General features: G+C 45.6%; 21 protein-coding genes. 3 read left to right on the plus strand and 18 right to left on the minus strand.

Annotation, left to right across the window (positions count from 1 at the left end; translation table 11 throughout):
• Nucleotides 1-124: 124 nt before the first annotated feature.
• From B5G33_RS07795 to B5G33_RS07810, 5 genes are read right to left on the minus strand one after another with little or no spacing between them, the layout of a single operon-like run.
• Nucleotides 125-1,051: a Cof-type HAD-IIB family hydrolase gene (locus B5G33_RS07795; protein ID WP_087417235.1), complete on the minus strand. Its 927-nt coding sequence runs from the start codon at nt 1,049-1,051 to the stop codon at nt 125-127.
• Nucleotides 988-1,353, minus strand: coding sequence for an MGMT family protein (locus B5G33_RS07800; protein ID WP_087269662.1), 366 nt, complete (start codon nt 1,351-1,353; stop codon nt 988-990). Before B5G33_RS07800 ends, B5G33_RS07795 begins: the two co-directional genes overlap by 64 nt.
• A 1-nt stretch (nt 1,354) precedes the next feature.
• On the minus strand, nt 1,355-1,966 hold the full coding sequence (locus tag B5G33_RS21885; protein WP_242974583.1) for a 3'-5' exonuclease: 612 nt from the start codon (nt 1,964-1,966) through the stop codon (nt 1,355-1,357).
• Nucleotides 1,881-3,536: an ATP-dependent helicase gene (locus B5G33_RS07805; RefSeq protein ID WP_242974586.1), complete on the minus strand. Its 1,656-nt coding sequence runs from the start codon at nt 3,534-3,536 to the stop codon at nt 1,881-1,883. The genes B5G33_RS21885 and B5G33_RS07805 overlap by 86 nt, the downstream gene beginning before the upstream one ends.
• Nucleotides 3,517-6,165 carry a DEAD/DEAH box helicase gene (locus B5G33_RS07810; protein ID WP_087417236.1) on the minus strand — a complete coding sequence of 883 codons (2,649 nt, stop codon included), beginning with the start codon at nt 6,163-6,165 and terminating at the stop codon, nt 3,517-3,519. Before B5G33_RS07810 ends, B5G33_RS07805 begins: the two co-directional genes overlap by 20 nt.
• A gap of 248 nt (nt 6,166-6,413) precedes the next feature.
• Here B5G33_RS07810 and B5G33_RS07815 point away from each other — a divergent pair, with 248 nt between their 5' ends.
• The 3 genes from B5G33_RS07815 (at nt 6,414) to B5G33_RS07825 (ending at nt 7,543) form a co-directional block, all read left to right on the plus strand.
• On the plus strand, nt 6,414-6,743 hold the full coding sequence (locus B5G33_RS07815) for a PadR family transcriptional regulator (RefSeq protein ID WP_087269257.1): 330 nt from the start codon (nt 6,414-6,416) through the stop codon (nt 6,741-6,743).
• Nucleotides 6,730-7,278 carry a DUF2812 domain-containing protein gene (locus tag B5G33_RS07820; protein ID WP_087417237.1) on the plus strand — a complete coding sequence of 183 codons (549 nt, stop codon included), beginning with the start codon at nt 6,730-6,732 and terminating at the stop codon, nt 7,276-7,278. The genes B5G33_RS07815 and B5G33_RS07820 overlap by 14 nt, the downstream gene beginning before the upstream one ends.
• An 88-nt stretch (nt 7,279-7,366) precedes the next feature.
• A complete protein-coding gene (locus tag B5G33_RS07825; RefSeq protein WP_087269253.1) occupies nt 7,367-7,543 on the plus strand; it encodes a DUF6440 family protein in 177 nt (58 codons plus the stop codon).
• A gap of 90 nt (nt 7,544-7,633) precedes the next feature.
• Here the strand turns inward: B5G33_RS07825 and B5G33_RS07830 are convergent, their stop codons facing one another.
• The 13 genes from B5G33_RS07830 to B5G33_RS07890 form a co-directional block, all read right to left on the minus strand.
• Complete coding sequence (locus B5G33_RS07830; protein ID WP_087417328.1) at nt 7,634-9,358, minus strand: IS1096 element passenger TnpR family protein; 1,725 nt, start codon at nt 9,356-9,358, stop codon at nt 7,634-7,636.
• Nucleotides 9,359-9,874: 516 nt separating this feature from the next.
• Nucleotides 9,875-10,537: a V-type ATP synthase subunit D gene (locus tag B5G33_RS07835; protein WP_087269247.1), complete on the minus strand. Its 663-nt coding sequence runs from the start codon at nt 10,535-10,537 to the stop codon at nt 9,875-9,877.
• Between the two features lie 14 nt (nt 10,538-10,551).
• Nucleotides 10,552-11,922 carry a V-type ATP synthase subunit B gene (locus B5G33_RS07840; RefSeq protein ID WP_087417238.1) on the minus strand — a complete coding sequence of 457 codons (1,371 nt, stop codon included), beginning with the start codon at nt 11,920-11,922 and terminating at the stop codon, nt 10,552-10,554.
• The gene (locus tag B5G33_RS07845; protein WP_087417239.1) at nt 11,923-13,689 is read right to left on the minus strand and encodes a V-type ATP synthase subunit A; all 1,767 of its coding nucleotides are present in this window, start codon (nt 13,687-13,689) and stop codon (nt 11,923-11,925) included.
• A 20-nt stretch (nt 13,690-13,709) separates the two neighbouring features.
• Nucleotides 13,710-14,030 carry a V-type ATP synthase subunit F gene (locus B5G33_RS07850; protein ID WP_087269239.1) on the minus strand — a complete coding sequence of 107 codons (321 nt, stop codon included), beginning with the start codon at nt 14,028-14,030 and terminating at the stop codon, nt 13,710-13,712.
• Entirely contained in the window at nt 14,023-15,000 is a 978-nt protein-coding gene (locus tag B5G33_RS07855; protein ID WP_087269237.1) for a V0D/AC39 family V-type ATPase subunit, read from the minus strand. The genes B5G33_RS07850 and B5G33_RS07855 overlap by 8 nt, the downstream gene beginning before the upstream one ends.
• 27 nt (nt 15,001-15,027) lie before the next feature.
• Nucleotides 15,028-15,621, minus strand: a complete 594-nt coding sequence (locus B5G33_RS07860; RefSeq protein WP_087269234.1) for a V-type ATP synthase subunit E — start codon at nt 15,619-15,621, stop codon at nt 15,028-15,030.
• A 54-nt stretch (nt 15,622-15,675) separates the two neighbouring features.
• The gene (locus B5G33_RS07865; RefSeq protein ID WP_087269231.1) at nt 15,676-16,152 is read right to left on the minus strand and encodes a V-type ATP synthase subunit K; all 477 of its coding nucleotides are present in this window, start codon (nt 16,150-16,152) and stop codon (nt 15,676-15,678) included.
• Nucleotides 16,149-18,185 (minus strand): V-type ATP synthase subunit I, encoded by a 2,037-nt coding sequence (locus B5G33_RS07870; protein ID WP_087417240.1) that lies wholly within the window; start codon nt 18,183-18,185, stop codon nt 16,149-16,151. Before B5G33_RS07870 ends, B5G33_RS07865 begins: the two co-directional genes overlap by 4 nt.
• Nucleotides 18,186-18,218: 33 nt before the next feature.
• A complete protein-coding gene (locus B5G33_RS07875) occupies nt 18,219-18,527 on the minus strand; it encodes a hypothetical protein (RefSeq protein ID WP_087269225.1) in 309 nt (102 codons plus the stop codon).
• Nucleotides 18,528-18,709: 182 nt separating this feature from the next.
• Nucleotides 18,710-19,948, minus strand: a complete 1,239-nt coding sequence (locus tag B5G33_RS07880; RefSeq protein WP_087417241.1) for an ABC transporter substrate-binding protein — start codon at nt 19,946-19,948, stop codon at nt 18,710-18,712.
• A gap of 138 nt (nt 19,949-20,086) precedes the next feature.
• A complete protein-coding gene (locus B5G33_RS07885; RefSeq protein ID WP_087417242.1) occupies nt 20,087-21,124 on the minus strand; it encodes an AI-2E family transporter in 1,038 nt (345 codons plus the stop codon).
• 50 nt (nt 21,125-21,174) lie between these two features.
• Nucleotides 21,175-21,849 (minus strand): RluA family pseudouridine synthase, encoded by a 675-nt coding sequence (locus B5G33_RS07890; RefSeq protein WP_087417243.1) that lies wholly within the window; start codon nt 21,847-21,849, stop codon nt 21,175-21,177.
• Between the last annotated feature and the right edge of the window lie 1,006 nt (nt 21,850-22,855).

Raw genomic sequence — 22,855 nt, forward strand, 5'->3', positions numbered from 1 at the left:
GTTTAGCTAATTATAGCAGAAAACAGGAGATTCCGCTTAAAAATTTCCTGCAAAATCTGTAAAAAATAAAGTGTGATGGAATTTACCTCTTCACTGGAATTTAAAATTTCAATTTAGCAAATTTTTATAATTCAAAACTTTCTATACCCAGCAATTTTTCAATTCCCCAGGCCACCCCGGCTCTGTCATTGGAAGGCGCGATCCAGTCTGCTGCCCTCTTACACTCCGGAGAGGCGTTCTCCATAGCAATCCCTATCCGGGCATAAGCAAGGAGCTCTTTATCATTGTCCCCGTCGCCAAAAGCCGCCAGGCCTTCTCTGTTTAAGCCCAGATATTCCAGCAGGAAACGGATTCCTGCATCCTTTCCCGAATCTCTGTGAGAAATCTCCAAAAGCTGAGGGACCGAAGAAGTAATATACACATCTTTTACATTTTCCTGAAGAGTTTTCCACAAATCCCTCTTCTTTTCCTCACTTTTCACCACAATGTCCAAACAGTCCAGCTTATCCTGGTTTTCCCTGATAAAGGTTTCCATATCTGCCACAGGCTCCCTGGTACTCTGGATATATGGAATAGCTCTTTCACTGGCCCCAAAGCTTACCGGGTCCTCCACATACTCTTTCTGAGCATAGGGCTTTCCCTTAATAAAAGCCTCAAAAACTACCTCTTCCTTCTCTGCACAGACCAGAATCTCGTTTACGGAATCACCGGAAAGCCTGGACTGTTTCAGACATTTTCTGTCAGAAAGCCTGTACACTGCAGCTCCGTTAGATGTGATCCCATATTGGATACCTTCAATTTCCAGAATGTCCTTTGGCAGAGAATCCAGGGACCTGCCACTGGCCGCCACTACCTGTATTCCTGCATCCAGAGCCTTCTTTATAGCCTCCCGATTTCTTCTGCCAAGTCTCCCCTGAGGGTTTAAAGTTGTTCCATCTAAGTCTAAAGCAATACATGTAATCTCCACTTGTTCCACCTCTTCTCCTGTCAGATTCCTCTCTTTTGAAATTCTTCCCGAAAGGCTTCTGCTTCCTCCAGAGTATTTTTCCATTGATATCGTTTTAAATCTACTTTCCACCCTTTTTCTGTCAGTCTGACCTCCACCCCCTCCTGCTCCAGAAGAAGTTTCTGCATATCAAAAGTCTCAAAGGCCGCCGCTCCTGACAGAATCCCCTGGGCGTTTACCACCTTATATGCGGGAATATCCTCCCCCATGAGATTTCTCCCCAGGCCATATCCCACCTGCCGGGAATTTCCCGGTTTTCCGCAGAGCAGGGCAATCTGTCCGTAAGTGGCTACTTTCCCCTGAGGAATGCTTTTTAATACCAGGGCTCCCCTTTTATAAAAATCCATTTTACTTTCCATGAGTCTCACCTGTCTCCTGAGAAAGGAACTCTATCTCTCCCAGAGCTTTCAAAAACTGTTTCCGTCCATAGCCAGGGAATTCCACCTCTACAGTCAGTTCATTTTGAGAGAGCAGTATTCCCTCCCCATACTTTCTGTGACGGACCCTTGGGCCAGGTACCACATTCCCAGTTTCCCTTTCATCTGGTTTCTCCGAAAGTTCTTCTCTTCTGCCCTCTGGCTCAGCATCTGTATTCCTCTTGTCTGGAGCCAATTCCTTTTCTGCTTCTTTCTTCTTCCGCAGTTCTTCCCGGACTTCTCTTCCCAGTTTTCGGAGATTTTCTTCCCCTCTTTCCCTCCTGACGTCTTCCTCCCAGTCCAGAAGCTCCGGAGGGATGCCCAGAAGATACCGGCTTCCTTCTCCGAAAACTCCCGGCTCTCTTGGGTTGACATAATAAGAAAGTTCCAGCTCCTCTTTTGCCCTTGTCATGCCTACAAAAAACAGCCGCCGCTCCTCTTCCTCCTGCTCCATAGTTTTACAGCGAAGAGGAATCAGCCCCTGATTCACACCGATCAGATATACCCGGTGAAACTCCAGTCCCTTTGAGGCGTGGAGGGTCATCAGCCGGACGCCCTTTAAAGATTCTTCTCTCCCCCATGATTTCTCCAAGGTCCATGCCATAGAGGGCCCCATCATTTAAAAAAGCTCTGGTCCCTTCCCAGAGAGACAATTCTTTTTTCTCACAGTACACTCTCAGCCATTCCAGAAGTTTCCCTGCCTGTTCTTCTCTTTCCTTATAGCCAGCCGAAGTGGGACCAAAGGCTTCTCCAAGACCGAAATAATCAAAGATTTCCCTCCACTTGGGAATCTTTGTCTGGCTGGAAGACCAGGCCTGAAAGCTTTTCATCTGCTCATATAAAAAACTCTTCCCTTTTCCCTCCTCCAGAAGGTCCCGGACTTTCTTTTTCGTAAGCTTCTCCCCGAATCCCGGATTCAGCAGCACCTCTTCCCCTGTCTGCCGGTCTCTGGGATTTACAGAAAACCGAAGGATTTTCACCACCCAGTCCAGGGCAGGAATATCCTTTACCGTCTGTTTTACCGAAATCTGATAAGGAATTCCCCTCTTTTCAAAAACCTTCTCCAGAAGCTCCCCCTGCCTCTGAAGACGGTAAAGGATTGCGGTATCCTCATAGCTCTCTCCTGTTTTATGTAAACTTTCAATCTGTTCCGCCAGATATTCTGCCTCTGTAAAAGGGTCATACTGCCGTTTTACCTTAATAAGCTTTCCCTCTTCCCGGCAGCCCTGGATCCTGGTTCCAAACTGCCGGAAATGGTTAGCCGCTTCCAGAATCCTTGCGTTAGAACGGTAATTTACCGGCAGGGAAAGTTCTTTTGCCGAAAACCTCCTTTTCAGGGCAAAAAAGGTACTGTCGCTGGAGCCTCTCCAGCTGTAGATTACCTGGTTTGGGTCCCCCACGGCAAAAAGCCTGGTCTCCTCTCCCACCAGAGCTTCCAGAAATTCCAGCTGGAGGTTATCGCTGTCCTGGATTTCATCTGCGATCACCCAGGCGGGGTGAAAACCTTCCTCTTTTATCAGCTCGGTGCTTACCAGAAGCAAGTCCGAAAAGCTCATTTTGTTCTCCCGCTGTTTCTCCTGTTTCAGCAGAGGGTACAGCCGGAACAGGTCGTCCCCATACCTGGAAGCTTCTCTTCCTTCCAGATAAGCCTTGTATTCCTGCTCCAGGCGCTTTTTCAGCCGGTTCTTATATTTGATATTCAATTTTTCTTCTTTAATGATCCTCTGGGCCAGCTCTGTTTCTTCTTCAGGTTCCATTACAGAGAAGTCCCTGTCCCAGCCGGCTTTTTCCACAGGGAGCTTTTCTTTTAAAAGCCTCAGGCCCACGCTGTGAAAGGTTCCGAACCCGGCTCTCTGCTTCGGAGAAAGTTCTGGCCCTCTGAGCAAAAGGCGGCTGAGGATCTCCTGGGCTGCCTTGTTAGTAAAAGTCAGCACCAGCATATCTTCCAGAGGCACTTTTTTCTCTAAATAAAGATACAAAACCTTTGCAATGAGCACCGTGGTCTTCCCGCTGCCTACATTGGCATTTACCACACAGGCCGGACTGTCATCCAGCACTGCCTCCTTTTGGTATTCATTAAGTTTTTCCCAGTCCTTATTCTCCCTTGTCTCCATATTTTCTGCGCAGCCTTCCTTTTATCTTTTCTGCATTTTCCCGGTCTTCCTCTGCCCGGACTTCTATTTTCATATCAGAGGGGCACACCGCATGCCATCTCAGGGTGTTCTCCAGTTCCCTGAGATTCTCTCCTTCCAGAAGCCAGTCCCGGTAAAATCCATTTTTCACCGTAAGTACCAGAGTATGGTCCTCCACTCCTACCTCCTGGATAGTTTTTAAAAAGTCTCCCCCCTTCTCTCCGTTTTCTTTCACGCTCTGGCAGAACTCCTGCCACTGTATAGGAAGAGTAAAAAACGAATATTCCTTTTCCATTACCGGCCTGGCCTCTTGTTCCGGCACTTTTACTTGTTCCGGAGGAAGGCTTTCCTCCAGGAGATTTTCCAGGCCCCACAGAACCATGGCTTTATCCAGGGTATAATCTCCCACGCAGGCGGGGCAGCCATCCTCGCAGGAACATCCCTTTACCATATGAATGGCCTTTTCCAGGATTTCAGGTACCAGATCATAAATTTTTTCCGAGTATCCCAGTCCCCCCTCATACCGGTCATAGATAAAGAGGGACACCTTTTCTTCCTGGAAAATATCCGGTATTCTGGCATTGTTGGAAATCACTGTATCAATATCTGAACTTTCTGTCATAGTCACCATCATGGCAGCATTCTTTACCGCAAAGGCCAGTCCCTCAAAATGGTTATTCAGCATCAGCTCCCCACTTTTCGCAGGCACCAGCAGATTTCGATAAACTCTTGTGACATTCTCCGGAATATGGATCCAGGTACTCTCCGTATCATAATCCTTCCGCAAAGGCCTTAGGAGGCTTACATAGCCCAGATTCTGATGATTATGGAACTGGAGCTTCTTGTACATGGAGATGACTTCCTCCACGTTAATATCCCCAAAATGGATCCTGCACCTTCCCAGCTCTTCCTCTCTGAAAGTCTGAAGGATCCTGGTCTCCTGGGTCCCTGAGGGTACCGTGTAATAATTTCCGGAAAAGGGAACTCCATAGGCGGTCCTGGACTCCAGATCCAGCTTCAGCACCTCATACAGCTCCCCTTCATGGATATATACCGCTCCCGGGTAAAGCTCATGGAAAGCCTGGGTTTCATCCATCTGAGTAATCTCCCGGTTTTCCTTTTCAAGAAGCAGCTTATATCTGGACTTGTCCATATTCCGCAGACTGTAGTCCCCTGCTGGAAATACCTCTCCCGCCCAGGCAAAACGTCCAGCCATACTCTCCACTTCTCCTGCATTTAAAAGCACCGGGATAATCTCCCCCAGATCCGGAAAAAGGCCCGCATCATCTAAAGACAGGGGCATCTCCGCCGCAGCCGCCCGGATATGGGCCAGTTCAATGAGAAGATTGTCCGGGTCCACAATAGCATTTTCGCTGCTTTTGGAAAACAGCCACTCCGGGTCCAGAGCAATATACTGGTCAAAAGGCTGATTTTCCAGGATAAGATAGTTTACGCATTTTTCCCCGTTTCTTCCGGCTCTTCCCGTCTGCTGCCAGAATGAAGCCCGTGTTCCCGGATACCCTGCCAGTACCGTACAGTCCAGACTGCCAATATCAATCCCCAGTTCCAGGGCATTGGTAGATACCAGGCCGGCCAGTTCTCCTGTGATCATTTTCTCCTCAATGCTCTTCCTCTCCACAGGGGTATATCCCCCTCTGTACCCGGCAATTTTCCTGGAAATCCCGTTTTCCTCCATTTTATCTCTGGCTTCCTTCAGGATAACCTCCACATTTCTCCTGGATTTTCCAAACACAATAAAATGATGATTCCCTGCTGCCAGAGCCGGTACCAACTCCGCTGCCAGCCAGGAGGCCGGCCTTCTGCCGTAAATCTTATCATTCTTTCCCTTAATTTCCGGTGGAAGGAGCAGCCGGTATTCTTTTTCTGGAGCGGCTGACCCGTCCTTATCCACCAGAACAAATTTTTCCCCGCAGATCCTCTCCGCCAACTCTGCGGGATTGGCAATGGTGGCCGAACTGCACAGGAATTGAGGTTTTGATCCGTAGTAGCCGCAGACACGCTTCATCCGCCGGAAAATATTGGCCAGATGAGCCCCGAAAGCACCCCGGTAGGTGTGGAGTTCATCAGTGACCACATATTTCAGATTGGAGAAAATAAAGTCGAACCCATAGCTGCTGTGATTTGGAAGAAAAGCAGAATTCAGCATTTCCGGATTGGTCAGGATAATGTTGGCACTTTTCCGTATCCTGCTCCGTTCCGCCTGCATAGTATCTCCATCATAAACCCCAGCGTTGATCCGTCCATTTCCGAAATATTCCAGAACAGGCTGCAACGCCCGGTACTGGTCGCTGGCAAGGGCTTTGGTAGGATAGACAAAAACTGCTCTGGTCAGAGGATTCTTTAAAATCTCCTGGAGTACCGGCAAAAGAAAGCTGAGGGTCTTCCCACTGGCCGTGGAAGTGGTGATCACCACGTTCTTTCCCTCCCGGGCCCTCTCAAACATTTCTGCCTGATGGCTGTACAGGCTGGGAATTCCTTCCAGTTTCAGAAACTCCCGGATATCCGGATGGAGAGAAGATGGAAACTCCTGAAAAACTGCCTTTCGCTCTGGCACGGTCTTCTGATAAACGGTAAAGTTTTCTATATTCATATGCGTCCTCCTTCTCTCCTGGTAAACTTCCGATGTTTTGCTCACAAATTTACTTATATAAAATTCAGTATATCGAAAATCCCTTTCTCTGTCCATACAGGAAAAAGCCGGAGAAAGCAGCTGCTCAGATCAGAAAAGTTCCATTTTCAGTTGACATCTATATATCCCAGTGCTATATTAAAATTATAATATCGCAGTGCGATACATCGCACTAAAAACTATTTATCTAATCTCCGAGGTGACCCTATATGAATACACATATCAAAAAAGTCTATGTACCTATGACCGAGACCGGGTTTTATATCCTGCTATGTCTTCTGGAAGAATCTCATGGATACGGCATTGTCCAGAAGGTAGAGTCTCTGACCCACGGAGAAATACGTTTAAGTCCCGGAACCCTTTACGGCAGTCTCTCCAAAATGGAAAAAGACGGCCTGATCCAATTCATACGGGAGGAAGAGAAACGGAAGATCTACAAGATTACAGATTTAGGAAGACAGGTCCTGGACCTGGAAATGAAACGGATAGAACGGCTGTATCAGAATATGATGGAGGTGCGTGAAAATGAAAGATCGTAAAATAAAATTCCGGTATTTTACTATTATGGAATGGGAAAAAGAGCAGGACTTCCTCCGCCAGGAGGGATTAAAAGGCTGGCGTTTTACAAAAGCCACATTACTGGGGATCTATCACTTTGAGAAATGCGAGCCGGAAGACGTGGTTTATCAGTTGGACTATAATCCTGACGGAATTGCTCACAAAGAACAATATGTCCAGATGTTCCAGGACTGCGGCTGGGAATATATCCAGGATTATTTCGGCTACAGCTATTTCCGGAAGCCGGCTTCTGAAATGGCCGGGAATGAAGAAATCTTCTGTGATGACGAATCCAGGCTGGAGATGGTAAAGCGGATTTTTCTCAGCCGTATGGTTCCCCTTATAGCCATTTTCTTTTTGCTGATTATTCCCAACCTGTATACCCAAAGTACGAATCATTCCTTAGCAGGGTATGCGCTGAACTGGGGATTCTGGATACTTTTTATCCTGTATCTCTTTCTTTTTCTGGTACTTGGCCGTCAGTTTTGGAAATACTGGAAAAAACTGAGCAGATAAGATTTCCCTCCTGTCCAGTTTCTGCTTTTATCTTTACCGGCAGCAAAAGGCTGGATTTTATTAAAATTTTCATTAAGGAGGACTATCGATGGATCGTTTTAAGAAAGTGTACCGGCAAGGCACTATTGAAGTGGTTGAAATCTGGGTCGATACCGAGACAGGTGTCAATTATCTGTTTCACCGGAATGGGAATGCGTCAGGTTTAACACCATTGCTTGACAAAGATGGCAAACCTGTTGTATCATCTGAGCTTTCTCATAAGTAGGTGCAAGGCCTAGAGCTCACCTCGATATCGTAGAAAAACCGGACAGAAAAGGCAGCCGTCTGGCCCTTTCTGTCCGATTTTAATTTCTCTTTATTTTTTCTTTCTGCCGCAGCAGTACTTATATTTCTTCCCGCTTCCGCAGGGGCATGGATCATTGGGATAGATCTTTTTTGTTCCGGGAAAGGCGACTACCTTACAATCCTTATCCGTCTCTTTCTTAGAATCTGCCAGCACACGGCTGGCATCCTGTTTTTCCGTTCTCATTGCTTCCACCTCATAATCCGTAAATCCCCGGTTCTCCCAGGTGCGGACATATGGCTGCAGATTTTTAATGATCTTTGTCAGCTTTATCTTCCGGCCTTTCCTGGTTTCTTTACAGTATTCCATAGCCAGAGAAGCACATTCTTCCGGCTCTCCATTCTTCTGCAGGGAATCCAGAACCGCATAGTATAGAATTAGACTGTGAGGCATATCCTGATCCATCTCCTCAGAAAAAAATTCCAGCATAGGCAGGGTATGTTCGTCTGGTTCCTGGCATTCTACTTCTCCGTACCGAAGAAAGTCTTCTTTATCCATGGGCAAATAATAAGGCAACTTCTCCTGGTCTTCTAAAAGTCGTACATATAGATCCACTTCTTCCAATTCTTCTTCCATAAGATATCCGTCTTTTACTGTCATTTCCCCGGGATACCGGGCAGCTATATCTGCCAGTTCTTTTGCTGTGATCTTCTTATGCTCATATCCCCGGTAAATCTTCGCCAGATCTTCAAGGCTTATCACTCCGTAAAGATATACAGCGCTTTTACAGTATCCGAAAAGTTCCCAGTGTCTCTCCAATTCCCTCTGAAAACTTCCCGTATAAATTTTTCGGAACTTTTCTTCTACATCTTTTGGCACTGTAAGAAACTCTCCGTCTCTAAGGCCGCAGTAAAAAGACAGGAGAGGTGATACGGAAACCAGTTCTGCCTGGATATAAATCCCTTTTTCCTCTATCGCCTCCTGGAAAAATCCCACTTCCTCCTGGGTTGATTCCGTCAGTACTTTCCTGAACTGTCCGGACTCCAGAAGACTGTTTTTCAGCCACTGGGCCAGCTCTGCCTTTTTGAATCTTGCCGGTTTTGGCAGATTGGCGTCTCGTGCGATTTCCAGAAGATCATCCTTTTTATAATTTTTGAAAACCTCCTCCAGAGACTCTTCCGGCTCTAACTCTCCAAAGTCCTCAAAATTCTCTTCTCCTCCGGCCCCTGCCATAGTTTTCAGGTATTTCCGGAGTTCCTCGTACATTTCCTTTTCACTATAAGGAAGACCATAATCTTCCGGATACGTACTTCCCTCAAACTTCGAGAATTTCATATGGGCCTTTAAATATTCATTGACCTTTTCCATTTCAAAAGGCTCCGCCTGGTCTATCACGTCATAAAAACCCCAGATCCCGCCGCAGTCCTCGATCATATTGGGGCCTTTAAATTTCACTACCTGGGGATAACGCTTATCATAATCCAGGATTTTTTCCACCAGTATGGTATGCTCCCAGTCATCTCCAAAATCATATGTATAAATAATCTTAGCCTTCTCATAAAACCACCGGTCAATCCCTTCCTGTACGGCCTCTTCATCTCCGGCTTCCGAAGGACCATTAAAATAAATTCTTTCCTTGGGGATCACAAAACTAAAAAGATGGTCATGGGTCCAGCCGAATATGTATTCAATCACATTGTCCAGATCTTCAAAACTTATTTTCTCCGGCACGATCACTCTTCTCCAGATGGGAGGGGAACTGCCCTTAATCGTTATCTTTAGTTGATATCCTTTCATAGTCTTCTCCCTTCATATAATTTTAGATTTTTAACTTCCGAATCTGTCCCTATGCCAAACGAAGGACCATGTAAAGTTCCTAATATCGCTATGGTAATTTTCAATTTAGTATTTTTCATATTTTCCTCTGATCCCCCATTTATATATAGAAAACGTCCCCTGTACTTTTCAATATCAAATTAAAAGATTTCCGCTCTGTTATTCATTCATTATATTAGCATACCATTCCTCTGCCCTCAATATCTTCCAGCCATGAAGTCACGGCAAACGCATGAATATGTTTACCAAAAATTTTCTGTTTAATGGTTAGACGGCGATGATTAAACGGTAACTAGCCTGCGGTATTAAGCCCTGCCGTATTTCAAAAAGGGAATAGAAACCCCCAGTGCTGCAGCATATTTTGGGGGATAAAAAGAGCCGCCGCATTAACTAAGAATATTCTCGACTTTAATGCAACAGCTCTTTCATTTTTGTCCCAGTCCTACTGTCTCGTATCCGGACAAAATTTTATCAATTTTAGTATTCTCTATCTTTATAATGATGAGCCTCTTCCAGCATCATATCCTTTACCTTCATCAGACGGATCTGGGTACTTCTCTCATTCTCGTCCAGTTTCATGGTAATATATTTGATATTCTCCTGGGTCTCCGGAATGATCACATGTTCCAGAGCGTTTACCCTTCTTCTGGTCTTCTCGATCTCCGCCGCCATAAGCTGGCAGGATTTCTCTACCTCGGCCAGGCGGAGCATATCCGGAAGGATATCTGCCAGAGATTTTACTGCATCATCCAGATCTCCGGAAGTAAAAGCAAATCCGTAAGAATAAATGTCGTTTGCGTCTGCGGTCCTGGTCCTGGTCTTAAACACCGGAATATCCACGCTCATAACATTTTTCTTACTGGCTTCCAGATATACCTCCTGTTTGGGAGACATAAGAGCCGTGTTCAGGATCTGCTCTGACATTCCAGCTTTGGCAATGACAAAGTTCTTGTTGGCAGACAGGATCCCTGCCTCCACTTTCTGTCTGAGAGCCATATTCTCCCTTACCAGATCCAGGAACTGACGCATCAGCTCATCCCGTTTATCCTTTAAAAGTTTGTGTCCCTTGGTAGCCGTTACCAGCTTTTTCTTCAGCCTGGTAAGCTCCATCCTGGTAGGATTCACCTGGGTAGCTGCCAAAGCCGTCACCTCCTTTATTTCCCATAGTACTGATCAAGGAATTTGTCGTCAATACGTTTCAGCTCGCTTCTTGGAAGAATGGATAACAGCTTCCAGCCAATATTCAGGGTCTCCTCAATATCTCTGTCTGTATTGTATCCCTGGGATACATACTCCTGTTCAAAGGCGTCTGCAAATTTGGCATAGATCAGGTCAATATCGGAAAGAGCTGCTTCTCCTAAGATTACCATCAGCTCCTTGGCTTCTTTTCCTCTTGCGTAGGCTGCGAACAGCTGGTTCATGGTATTGGAGTGATCTGCTCTTGTCTTTCCTTCACCGATACCTTTATCTTTCAGACGAGACAGAGAAGGAAGTACATCGATAGGCGGTGTAACGCCTTTTCTGTAAAGCTCACGGCTTAAGATGATCTGTCCCTCTGTGATATAGCCTGTCAGGTCAGGAATCGGATGGGTCTTGTCATCCTCAGGCATGGTCAGGATAGGGATCATGGTAATACTTCCCTTTTTGCCCTTCTGTCTTCCGGCTCTTTCATACATGGTCGCCAGGTCTGTGTACATATATCCCGGATATCCACGGCGTCCCGGTACTTCTTTGCGGGCTGCAGAAACCTCACGGAGGGCGTCTGCATAGTTGGTGATATCTGTCAGGATGACCAGTACATGCATATCCTTTTCAAAAGCCAGATACTCTGCAGCAGTCAGGGCCATTTTCGGAGTGGCGATACGCTCAACTGCCGGGTCGTTAGCCAGATTGATAAAAAGCACAGTTCTGTCAATAGCTCCGGTTTCCTTGAAACTTTCTGTAAAGAAGTTAGCTTCCTCGAAAGTAATACCAAGAGCTGCAAATACTACGGCGAAATTCTCTCCTGAACCTCTTACCTTGGCCTGTCTGGCAATCTGGGCTGCAAGCTGAGCATGAGGCAGACCGGAAGCTGAGAAGATTGGCAGCTTCTGGCCCCTTACCAGTGTATTCAGACCGTCAATGGCGGAAACCCCTGTCTGGATAAACTCTTCCGGATAGCTTCTGGCCGCCGGGTTCATAGGAAGGCCGTTTACGTCTCTTCTCTCATCAGGAAGGATTTCCGGACCATCGTCAATGGGACGGCCCAGGCCGTCAAATACACGGCCCAGCATATCTTCCGATACGCCCAGCTTCATGCTCCTTCCCAGGAACCGTACCTTGCTGTTGGAAAGGTTGATACCTGTAGAGCTTTCAAAGAGCTGTACCAAGGCATTGCTTCCATCAATCTCCAGCACCTTGCATCGTCTGGTCTCTCCGCTTGCCAGCTCGATCTCTCCCAGTTCATCGTAATGTACGTTCTCAACTCCCCGTACCAGCATCAGAGGGCCGGCAACTTCCTGTATGGTTCTATATTCTTTTGGCATTTAGAAGCCCTCCTTTCCTAATACATTGGATATTTCCTTGGCAAGCTGGTCCATGATATTCTTGTATTCCTCATCCAGCTTATCCTCTAAAGTATATTTAAAACGTCCGATTTTTTCTCTTACTTCCAGTTTCACCAGATCCTGAATGGAAGCGCCCTGGTTAAGGGCTTCCACACCATGGTCATAGTATGCCAGCACCAGCTTCATCAGCAGATACTGCTTTTTCAGAGAACTGTAGGTATCTACCTCATGGAACGAGTTCTGGTGAAGAAAGTCCTCACGGATGGATCTGGCTGCTTCCATCTTCAGCCGGTCACCGGCAGAAAGGGCATCCATACCTACCATCTTTACGATTTCCTCCAGCTCTGCCTCTTCCTGAAGAAGGCTCATCATTTTCTGGCGGTCAGACATCCAGTCAGAAGCTACATTCTCGTTAAACCATTTCTCCATATTGTCCAGATACAGAGAGTAGCTGGTCAGCCAGTTAATAGCCGGGAAATGTCTCTTATAAGCCAGGGAAGAATCCAGTCCCCAGAATACCTTTACAATACGAAGGGTAGCCTGAGATACCGGCTCGGAAATATCTCCTCCCGGAGGAGACACGGCGCCGATTACGGACAGGGCCCCTTCTCTCTTATCCTTGCCCAGAGAAATTACGTGACCTGCTCTCTCGTAGAACTGTGCCAGACGGGAACCCAGGTATGCGGGGTAGCCTTCCTCACCGGGCATCTCTTCCAGACGGCCTGACATCTCACGGAGAGCCTCTGCCCAACGAGATGTAGAATCAGCCATCAACGCTACCGAATATCCCATATCGCGGAAGTACTCTGCAATGGTGATACCTGTATAGATAGAAGCCTCACGGGCTGCCACAGGCATATCTGAGGTATTGGCGATAAGCACCGTCCTCTGCATCAGGGACTGTCCGGTCTTGGGGTCTTTCAGTTCCGGGAACTCGTTAAGAACGTCGGTCATCTCATTTCCGCGTTCTCCGCAGCCGATATAAACCACAATATCCGCTTCCGCCCATTTTGCCAGCTGGTGCTGAATAACGGTCTTGCCGCTTCCGAAAGGTCCCGGAACGGCAGCAACTCCTCCCTTTGCAATAGGGAAGAAGGTATCAATTACACGCTGTCCTGTGATCAATGGTTTCTCAGGAGGCAGTTTTTTCAGGTAAGGACGGCCCTGGCGTACCGGCCATTTCTGCATCAAAGTCAGTTCTCTGTCCCCCTGGTCCGTAGCGATCACTGCCACTACCTCTTCCACGGTGAACTCTCCTGCTTTGATCTCCTTTACCTTTCCCTTTATTCCGTAAGGCACCATGATCTTGTGGTTCACGATCTGGGTTTCCTGAACGGTTCCGATCACGTCCCCGTTTTCCACCTGGTCTCCCACCTGTACTGTGGGAACAAAATTCCATTTTAAATCTCTCTTTAAAGAAGGAACCTCTACTCCTCTTTTTAAGTTGGTCCCTGAAATCTTCATAATATCATCCAGGGGACGCTGGATTCCATCATAGATACTGGTGATCAGGCCCGGTCCCAGTTCCACGGACAGAGGCGCTTCTGTAGACTCTACCGGTTCTCCCGGTCCCAGTCCTGAAGTCTCCTCATATACCTGGATAGAGGCTTCATCCCCATGCATCTCAATGATCTCACCGATAAGGCGCTGGCTGCTTACGCGGACCACGTCAAACATATTTGCGTCCCGCATGCCCTCTGCGATAACCAGCGGCCCCGCCACTTTCTTAATCGTACCTTTGCTCATTGGAACGAATCACCTGCTTTCTAATTATTACTGAATAAAATATCAGAACCTACTGCCCGCTCTACAGAGTCTTTCACACCCTGAACTCCCATTCCCGTATTCCCGGAAACTCCGGGGATCTGGATAATAGCCGGCAGTACCTGTTCCTGATATTTCTCGATAGTCTGTTTGCACTCTGCTGCCAGGGCTTCTGTGATATAGATGATCCCATATCCTTTCCCTGCCAGAGCTTCTAATTTTTCTTCCGCTTCTTTACGGTTGGCTGCTGGATAAATGTCAAGACCCAGTGCGGCGAAACCGTAAATGCTGTCGTAATCCCCGATCACTGCAATCTTATACATACATATCCCTTACCCTTTCCCGGATAGAATCATCAGAAAAACCATTCTGCTTTCCTGACAAGATGATCCGTACCGTTTTAATCTCATTCTGCCTTGCCAGCACATAGGCCACCAGAGGGCCTACAGAAAACACCTCATATTTCTGCGGCTGCATATCCTGCATCAGACGATTGTCACACCACCGCTCAAAAGCTGAGGGGGACTCTGCAATAGCCTGGCCACCCTGGGCGTAGGCTGTCTGAGACAGATATTCTGTCACCGCCTCTATGCCCCCTGCTGCAGCTCTGGCAAGCTGATCTACATTTAATGATTCACATTCTGCCATTGCACGCTTCATAAACTCCACTGTCTTCCCGGTTTTCTGGGAACGGACGGCAATCCGGATGTCTGCCACTGCCACTACCGATTCTGCATAATCTTTAATGATCTTGTCCCTGGCCTTCTGCCCCGCCTGATAAATAGCATCCAGCGCCGCCCGGTCTATGATCACATCGCAGAGCTGCCCATCTCTGGTATGAAGAAGGGCTTCATAGGCTTCTTTGGCAGGTTCCGCCATGATTTGAGGCAGCCTGGAAAATTCCTTATTCTGAATGATCTCCAGCATCTCCTGGGGAGGAATACTGGTATCCTCATAATAAATATTCGTAGGCCGGCTCCCTTCCGGGGTGCAGGCTTCTTTAATAGCCGCTTTCAGATTATGGAAAAGATTGGGGTAGGACAGCACATCGAATACCGACATATCTACGCCCATCTCCTGGATAGTCTCCCAGGTCTTCTCTTCCTCTCTGTTCAGAATAGCCTCTCCGTTTCCGGAAGTCTCCTGATCTCCCCAGCCTTTTTCTTCCAGAAACTGGATGCACTCTTCCTCTGTGGCACAGCCTATTAACTGATCGATCACCGCCTGGTTAAACAGCTTTGTCTCCAAAGCCCGGATTCGCGCAACCGCATAGGTGTATTTGGTATTACTCAAATCGATTCCTCCTTCTGCGGTTACCGCTTATGAAAATAATACTTCATGAACTTTATCCGAAAGCTCATCTTTTCTGGAATTAAACATTGCCTGGAAACTGCAGTTCTCTTCGATTCCTCCATATATCAGGATAAAACCGCCGTTTATATCTCTGGTTTCCTCTGAAAGGACCAAGGCCCCTCCATTCTCTTTGGCAATCCTCTGAATTTCCTCTTCAAAGCCCTTAGGCATTCGCTCCAGATCTTTTTTCGAAAAGCAGATTTCTCCCGCCTGGCTGGCTGCGTATTTTCCGATCATCTTCCGGATGATCCGGAAATAAGTTTCCTCATCAGCCTCTGCCAGGGTATTGTAGGCTTTCTCCAGCACCTGAGCAATGATCTCCTGTTTGGTTTCCAGAAGTACTTTTCTCTTCTGAAGAGCACAGGAAGATACGGACCGCTCTTCAGCATTCTTTACCTCTGCCCTGGATCTTTCCAGGATGCGGGTACATTCTGCCTGAGCTTCTTCCTGAGCCGCTTCTCTGATTTCCACCGCTTCTTTCTTCGCCTCTTCCAGGATTTCATCTGCATTCTTTTGGGCTTCATCAAGAATCTGGCTCTTCATTTTTTCCAATCCAGTCATTCTCTCATTCTCCCTTTCCTGAACATTTCTTTTATCCGTCTTTCCGCCGACTGCTTAAAGCTGAATGTTCGTTACAGCCAGAATAGAGATCAGAAGGGACAGAATAGCATAAGTTTCTACCATTGCCGGGAAAAGCATGGCTTTACCAAACTGATCCGGTTTCTTTGCTACGATGCCGATAGCAGCTGCAGCTGTCTGGCCCTGGGCTCTTCCTGAAATCAGGCCGACGATACCAACAGGCAGGCAGGCCGCCAGGACCAGAAGTCCCTGCTGAGGAGTTAAATCCAAAACTCCGCCTCCCAGAAGTCCGATCTTGGACAGAGTGATAAATCCTACCAGCAGTCCGTAAATACCCTGTGTACCAGGCAGCAGCTGGATAACCAGCACCTTTGCAAATTTAGATGGATCTTCAGATACTACGCCTGAAGCCGCCTGACCGGCAATACCTACGCCGATAGCAGAACCTGCTCCAGCCAAAAACACTGCCAATGCAGCTCCCAATAATGCATAAACAATTCCTAACTGACTCATAACTGTGTTTCCTCCTTAACATCTACATATTTGGTGTTTGCAAAAAATGGTTCAAAGGGCCTTCCGCCGCCCTCATAAAATTTACCGAAAAATTCCACGTACTGAAGACGGTTTGTATGCACATACGCCCCCAGAAGATTGATTGCCAGATTCATGGCATGTCCTATAATAAATACTAAAATAAATATTATCGCTCCCAGGATGCCGTCTCCAAACATGCTTCCCATCTGGTTTACCACAGAGGCGATAACACCTGTGGCAAGTCCCAGGGCCAGCAGACGCGAATAGGAAAGTACATCACTGAGCCAGCCTGTTACGTTATACACGTCATAAAGTCCCAGGGCCAGGCGTACCACCACATTTTTACTGGAGCGTCCTGACATAAGGACCAGTCCCACGAGACCGATAACTGCCAATACTTTTCCTGCACTGCTCATGACCGGCGGGAAAACGCTGGGGTCCATCTGTGAAATAGAAGCAAACAGGCTGCTCGGTATCAGCATAAGGAGCAGACCGATCAAAAATACAAACCAAAGCACTACGTCACAGAAAAAGTCCAGATATTTCTTATCCCGCACAAGGAGATATCCCTTGATTCCCAATCCGGTGAAAAGGTGTATCAGACCAAAGGCCATAGAAAACAGAAGCAGCTTCATGGGGTCGTTCAAAGGAACAAACCACAGAGCCTTTACTAAGCCTCCTTCGGGAACATCCACATGGAAAAAGGTTCTTGCCACCACATCAATAGCGTCTCCGAAATATCCTCCGAAAAGAATACCCCATATCAAAGTGGAAATTCCCCCATACATAAACAGCTTCAGTGATTTCCTCATGGAGCTGCTCATCCTCGGAAATTTCTTTACCAGAATAAAGCACACTAGGAAGACCAGAAGTCCATAAGCTGCATCGGAAAGCATCAGTCCAAAGAAAAACACATAGAAAAAGGACATAATGGCCGTAGGATCTATCTCTCCTTTAGCCGGCAGTCCGAAGGATTCCACGATTCCTTCCACTGACTCTGTAAACTTATTGTTCTTCAGAAGAACCGGTGCGTCTTCCTCCTCAGGTATTTCCTCCACTTCCATACTCATAACAAATTTTTCATTAAGAGCCTTATCAAGAACCCCTACTGCTTTTTTCGGCACATATCCGCTGATAAGAAAGGTTGATTTGGACTGAGGTAAGGTGCCCAAAACCTCATACTTCTGCGCTCTGGCTCTGAAATAGTCAGAAACCAGCTTCAGATTCGTCCTTTCATAGGCGTATCTCCGTATCTCTTCCTGACAGCTTTCAATTTCTGCCTTCTGTCCCTGTATCTGGCTCAGAAGGCTTTCCTTTGCCCGTGCAGGAACCTGTGCTGTCAGCTGCGAGGGTTTGGAAAAGCCGCCTTTTCGCAGAGCTTCTTCTACCTTTTCTTCGTCTTCTCTAAGGCACAGAACAGCCACGTAAGTACCATCTTTTCCGGCAGACAGGATTGTCACATCTGCTCCTGCCCCTTCAGCATCTCCCTCAAGGATCATCCCATAAATTTCTTCCAGAGAAAGCTCTTGGGAGAAAGTTCCCAAAAGAAAAGCGGTTGTCCTGGTTCCCCGGTAAGCCATAGGCACATCCAGGTTCATCCAGGGTTCCAGACTTTCAATCTGATTTTCCAGCTTCTGGATATTTGCCCTGTATTCTCCGATTTTTTTCTGCTGGCTGATCACAGTAGCGGCCACACTCATGACCTTATCTTTTCGTTCCACTGCCTGCTCAAACACATTTTTGTCCACCAGCTTCTTTCCTTCCAGGCCGGCAAACATAGAGGTCTTTTCCGGCACATACTCTGCCAGAATCCCTAATGCCATATCCGCTGAAGCCGCATTTTTCTCAAACATGCTCCTTGCCGTCTGGGTATTCATTTTTTCAAGGCCATCCATATCCTCCTGGATCTGGGACACCTCCATGACTCCCATAGCCTGTATTTTTTCCAAAATGGCTTTTCTGTCTCTTTTCAGTGCGCAGATACTTACCTTTTGCATCTGCAAAACTGCCATACTTGCATCCCTCCTTTACTTACCGTTTTTTCGTCACAGCAGTTTCTGTATTACACCATCTACTGCTGTCTTTTCCAGCTCACTGGCCTTTTCTCTCAGCCGTCCGGCTTCTTCTCCCGCTTCTTTCTTTGCTGCCTCCATTTTTTTTGCAGCGGCGCTTTCAGCCTCTTTTAAAGCTTCTTCTGCCTGTCGGCTGGCTTTGGCAATCATATCGTTTTTTATCTGGGCAGCTTCTGTTTTGGCAGATTCTGTCATTTTAGCAGCCTCTTTTTTGGCTTTTTCTATAAGTTCTTCTGCCTTCTGCTCAGTGTCCTTGATCACCTGAATCGTGTCCTTTACCAAAATATCACCACCTTCATATAACCTGATATTACTATGGATTATGCATTTTGTCAATTTATTAACAGTTTTTTGCGGCATTTTCCACTACTATTATCCCTCAACCGACGTTTTTTACCCATTCAAAAAGAGAGATTGAACAATTTCTTTCAATCTCTCTCAATTTTTCTATATATTTTAACGGATTACCCATATAAATAACTGCTGTACTCCTCATTTTCCAGATTGCTGCTGTCAATCCACTGGTAACTGGTGTTGATAAAAGTATCCACCTCCAGATTCTGGTCTGCGCGAACGCCTGCTATCACCGCTGCATATCCCATACCGTAAGGATTCTGGGCAAAAAATCCCAATTCCGTGCCATTTTTCACTGCGTTTTGCTGCTGCTCACCGGAGTCGAATCCAATTACTGTAATCTCTTTTCCTGCAGCATCTAACGCATCCAGCACAGCCCCTGACGCATCTTCATTGGTGCAGAAATATCCTTCCACTTCAGGATAAAGTGTAAAAACAGCATCTGCCATCTTTTCCATGGTAAAATCATCATTTTCATGGGAAATATTTACAATTTCTATATTGGGGTGATTCTTGCTGATCTCATCAGTAAATCCCTTTTCTCTGTCCTGACTGGTCTGAGTGCTTTCTGTATGCGTCATCACTGCTATCTGGCCTTCATCTCCTATTGCTTCCGCCATCTTCTTGGCAGCTTCTGTGCCCGCTGCATAATTGTCCGTAGCGCACAGTGCCGAGATAGGTCCGCTCTCCACTCCTGAATCTAACATCACTACTGGAATATCATTTTCCGCTGCCATCTCCAGCTGGGCCTCACAGGACTGTCTGTCAATCGCTGCAATACATAAAATTGTAGGATTCTCGGAAAGCACTGTGTCGATCAAGTCAATCTGCTTTTCTACATCTGAGTCATCCGTGGGTCCGTCAAAAGAAACCATTATCTGATCTTCTCCCGTATACCCCATTTTTTCGTTAAGAGCTTTTACAGCATCCTCTATTCCGTCCCTGACAGTTGTCCAGAATTCATCTCTGGTACTCTTTAGCACTACAGCAATCCTGCTCCCTGCCTCTGGCGTCAATTCTTCAAGTGATGTATAGTCCACGGTTCCTGCCTGGTCTTTAAGAACCGACATAGTCAGGTCTTCTGTCATATCCCGATCCTGGCTGTCTTCCTGGTCTCCGGCTTCCTGATCCTCTTCTCCAGTACTTTCTGCGACCTGGGCATTTTCTTCCTTTTCAGCGGTTTCTTCCTGGCTCTCTTCTGGTTCCTCCTGGGAATCCTGTGGCTCCTGGGATTCTTCTGCCCCAGTATTTTCCTGGGCAGCTTCAGATTCCGGTTCCCTTTCTGCGCAGCCGCTGATCATTCCTGTGGTCAGCATGATACACAGAAAGGCCGCTATTGCCTTTTTCATGTTTTTACCCTGCCTTTACATGTTTATCATCCTGTTCAAAACTACGCTTTCATTATACACGAAACTTTTTATTAGTCTATAAAATTTCACATTGTTTATAAAAATTTTTTAAAGTCTTAGAAAAGTCTTTGTAATTATTCATTCCCGCAGCAAATCCCATTCCCTGAATATTCCATATAAAAGCAGAGCGGACAGTGGCCCCAGCACAAATCCGAATCCCCCGTATAGGATTACTCCCAAATATACCGAAAGAAGGACCAGCAGGGGAGAAAGTCCCACCTGGCTTCCTATAAGTCTTGGTTCCAGGATCTGCCGGATTCCTGCCGTAAGGATATAAAGCAGAAAAAATCCAATGCCCACAGCCGTTTTCCCCTGAAAAAGCAGAAATATCCCCCCAGGTATAAGAAATGTCCCAGTCCCCAGTATCGGCAAGGCGTCCATGATTCCCGTTGCCAGCCCCCAGCCAAAGAAGTATGGGACTTTCAGCATCCAGAATCCGGCAATACATATCAGACTGATCAAAGAGGTAATTTTAAACTGGGCTTTTAAATACCCTTTGGTCCCCTCCAGTAATTCTCTTCCCAGTTTTCCCGCCTTTTGAAAAAATCTTTTTTTCTCTAAAACACTCCTGATTTTCTCTCTTTCCTGGAGAAATAAAATAGCAGAAACAATTCCTACGATAAATGCGCTCAAAACTGTAATGCAGATTTTTACTGAATCCATTGCATGGTTCATGCTTATCCCATCTTCCATAAGATAGTCTTGAAACTCTCCCACCTGCCTGAAAATAAAATCTCTGCTTTCCACAGCCGGTATACCGGTAAGACTTTCCACACCCTGGCAGCACTGCCCCACCAGCTCTACTGCTTCGGCTTTTATCTGAGGATAGTATTTCATACAATCCCCTATTTTACTGGTTACATACTGGGCTCCCATAAGTAACAGTCCTATTCCTATAACTGTAAAAACCAGGATAAAAAAGCCGCCGAATCCGCTTTCTCTGATATGGAGTTTTTTACTCCACCTCTTTTCCGCAAAATATCGGGCCAGAGGATGGACAGCCTCTGCTAAAAGCCAGCCCATGAAAAAGGGGAGCATTACAGGAAAGACATATTTCATGCCCAAAATCACTCCTGCTATAACTCCCATTTGCAAAGCAAGTTTCTTTATTTTCATCTGACCCTCACCCCATCTCTTTTTTCTTAGTATAGGGAAAGAGCAAATACTTATACTATAGGAAAATTCCCATCTGGGTTTACCTGAAATTCCATCTTTTTCCCGGTCTGGGGATGACGGAAAGACAGCTTACTGGCACACAGCCCCATTTCCTTCCATTCACCTTTGCCATCTTCTTTTTCGTTATATTTTGTATCTCCTATGATTGGAAAGCCAGCATGAGCTAACTGTACCCTGATCTGATGATGTCTTCCGGTCTTTAAATCAATTTCCAAAAGACTTTGGCCCTCTTTTTCTTTCAAAACTTTATATTTCAACACAGCTTTTTTACTGTTTTTTGTTTTCTCTTCCACAACCCTGGAAAAATTGCTCCCAGGGATTTTCTCCATCTGGTTTTCCAGTGTTCCCTCTTTTTCTTCTGGCACTCCCTGGACACAGGCCAGATAAGTTTTTTTCATCTGCCCTGTCTGCACCTGCCGACTAAGGCCGGCGGCACTTTTCTGATTTTTCCCAAATACCAGGATTCCCTGAACAGGCTGGTCCAGTCTGTGAATGACTGCCAGATAACTGTCTTCTCCTTTTGTAACCAGATAATTTTTTATCCAGCTTTCCAAATCCATCATTCCCGTTCTTCTGGTCTGAACTGGTACTCCTCCTGGTTTCCTGCATACGATAATATCTTTGTCTTCATATAAAATTGTTTCTTCGATACTTAGCCTTCCCATAATACCTCTTATACAACTATTTTTTCACAAAGGAACAACCGCCATATCTTCAAATTTTTTCCGATACAACGGTTGTCCTAATGCTCTTCTTTATTCAATTTTTAAACCTCGTTTTCTTGCTTTCTTTTCTGATACTTTTCTTTAAAGATATTTTCTTTATTCAGTATCAATATTCTGATTGATGCTCTTTTAAATTTTCTTTAATATCAGTATCATTTGTATGGTTTTTAGTTACCATGTATCTTTATTTTTATCCCCTTGATAAATTCTATTCAGAACTTATTGAAAGTTTTATATCAATCTCTATATAGGATAATAAAAAGTTTCCAACAAATAGTTCGGGCTATTTTGTTTTTCAAACATTTCTTTATATATTTCTTATCAGTGTATCGAATCTTCTTCCCTAAGATTCTCGAATACAACAGGCTTATTTCTACGAATACAACTCATCATATCTTCTCATCTCTTCAACTTCTATACACTTTCAATTGATATATAAATACTTTGTTTTTTTAAAATATATTTCTTTACATATATTTTAAAATCTTTCTATTATTTTTGTGGTAAATATTCAATATGAGGACATCCTTGATATATTTACCTGAAACTTTTTATCCTATCTCTTTTCTGCTTTTTAAGGATTCTTCTGATTATTCTCTATTTCAGGTCTTTCTTTAGGGGAGTAATGTCTTACCACTCTCATATTGATAATTTGATTCATCCGTTCCCATTGGACTAAACCTCCTTATCTTTATTAAAAAACCTTTCACCAAACTTTTACTTTTTTCCTTGGACGATTAACTTTTAATTATTATCTATAAGTCTTATTTTGTATTCTCCATACACCTAAAGTTTTATAAACAACAATTACTTTTTAATCTTTATTCCTTGTGGCCATCTTCAAAATTGATTTCTCGTTTCTAATTTTGAAATGGTTATGAAGTTTTGATTTGGTGTTTTGTTTTTTGTTGATATTATAATACAACACAGCCCGAGATTTGTCAAC

Origin of the sequence: Blautia sp. An81, from assembly GCF_002161285.1 — a bacterium.
Taxonomy (GTDB): domain Bacteria; phylum Bacillota; class Clostridia; order Lachnospirales; family Lachnospiraceae; genus Blautia; species Blautia ornithocaccae.

Bases quoted from the DNA above. Each gene is read 5' to 3' on its own strand.
- B5G33_RS07865 (WP_087269231.1), bottom strand. From the start codon at position 16,152: ATGAGTCAGTTAGGAATTGTTTATGCATTATTGGGAGCTGCATTGGCA.
- B5G33_RS07820 (WP_087417237.1), top strand. From the start codon at position 6,730: ATGAAAGATCGTAAAATAAAATTCCGGTATTTTACTATTATGGAATGG.
- B5G33_RS07805 (WP_242974586.1), bottom strand. From the start codon at position 3,536: ATGGAGACAAGGGAGAATAAGGACTGGGAAAAACTTAATGAATACCAA.
- B5G33_RS07830 (WP_087417328.1), bottom strand. From the start codon at position 9,358: ATGAAAGGATATCAACTAAAGATAACGATTAAGGGCAGTTCCCCTCCC.
- B5G33_RS07870 (WP_087417240.1), bottom strand. From the start codon at position 18,185: ATGGCAGTTTTGCAGATGCAAAAGGTAAGTATCTGCGCACTGAAAAGA.
- B5G33_RS07850 (WP_087269239.1), bottom strand. From the start codon at position 14,030: ATGTATAAGATTGCAGTGATCGGGGATTACGACAGCATTTACGGTTTC.
- B5G33_RS21885 (WP_242974583.1), bottom strand. From the start codon at position 1,966: ATGACCCTCCACGCCTCAAAGGGACTGGAGTTTCACCGGGTATATCTG.
- B5G33_RS07795 (WP_087417235.1), bottom strand. From the start codon at position 1,051: ATGGAAAAATACTCTGGAGGAAGCAGAAGCCTTTCGGGAAGAATTTCA.
- B5G33_RS07880 (WP_087417241.1), bottom strand. From the start codon at position 19,948: ATGAAAAAGGCAATAGCGGCCTTTCTGTGTATCATGCTGACCACAGGA.
- B5G33_RS07885 (WP_087417242.1), bottom strand. From the start codon at position 21,124: ATGAAAATAAAGAAACTTGCTTTGCAAATGGGAGTTATAGCAGGAGTG.
- B5G33_RS07800 (WP_087269662.1), bottom strand. From the start codon at position 1,353: ATGGATTTTTATAAAAGGGGAGCCCTGGTATTAAAAAGCATTCCTCAG.
- B5G33_RS07840 (WP_087417238.1), bottom strand. From the start codon at position 11,922: ATGCCAAAAGAATATAGAACCATACAGGAAGTTGCCGGCCCTCTGATG.
- B5G33_RS07815 (WP_087269257.1), top strand. From the start codon at position 6,414: ATGAATACACATATCAAAAAAGTCTATGTACCTATGACCGAGACCGGG.
- B5G33_RS07825 (WP_087269253.1), top strand. From the start codon at position 7,367: ATGGATCGTTTTAAGAAAGTGTACCGGCAAGGCACTATTGAAGTGGTT.
- B5G33_RS07890 (WP_087417243.1), bottom strand. From the start codon at position 21,849: ATGGGAAGGCTAAGTATCGAAGAAACAATTTTATATGAAGACAAAGAT.
- B5G33_RS07860 (WP_087269234.1), bottom strand. From the start codon at position 15,621: ATGACTGGATTGGAAAAAATGAAGAGCCAGATTCTTGATGAAGCCCAA.
- B5G33_RS07845 (WP_087417239.1), bottom strand. From the start codon at position 13,689: ATGAGCAAAGGTACGATTAAGAAAGTGGCGGGGCCGCTGGTTATCGCA.
- B5G33_RS07810 (WP_087417236.1), bottom strand. From the start codon at position 6,165: ATGAATATAGAAAACTTTACCGTTTATCAGAAGACCGTGCCAGAGCGA.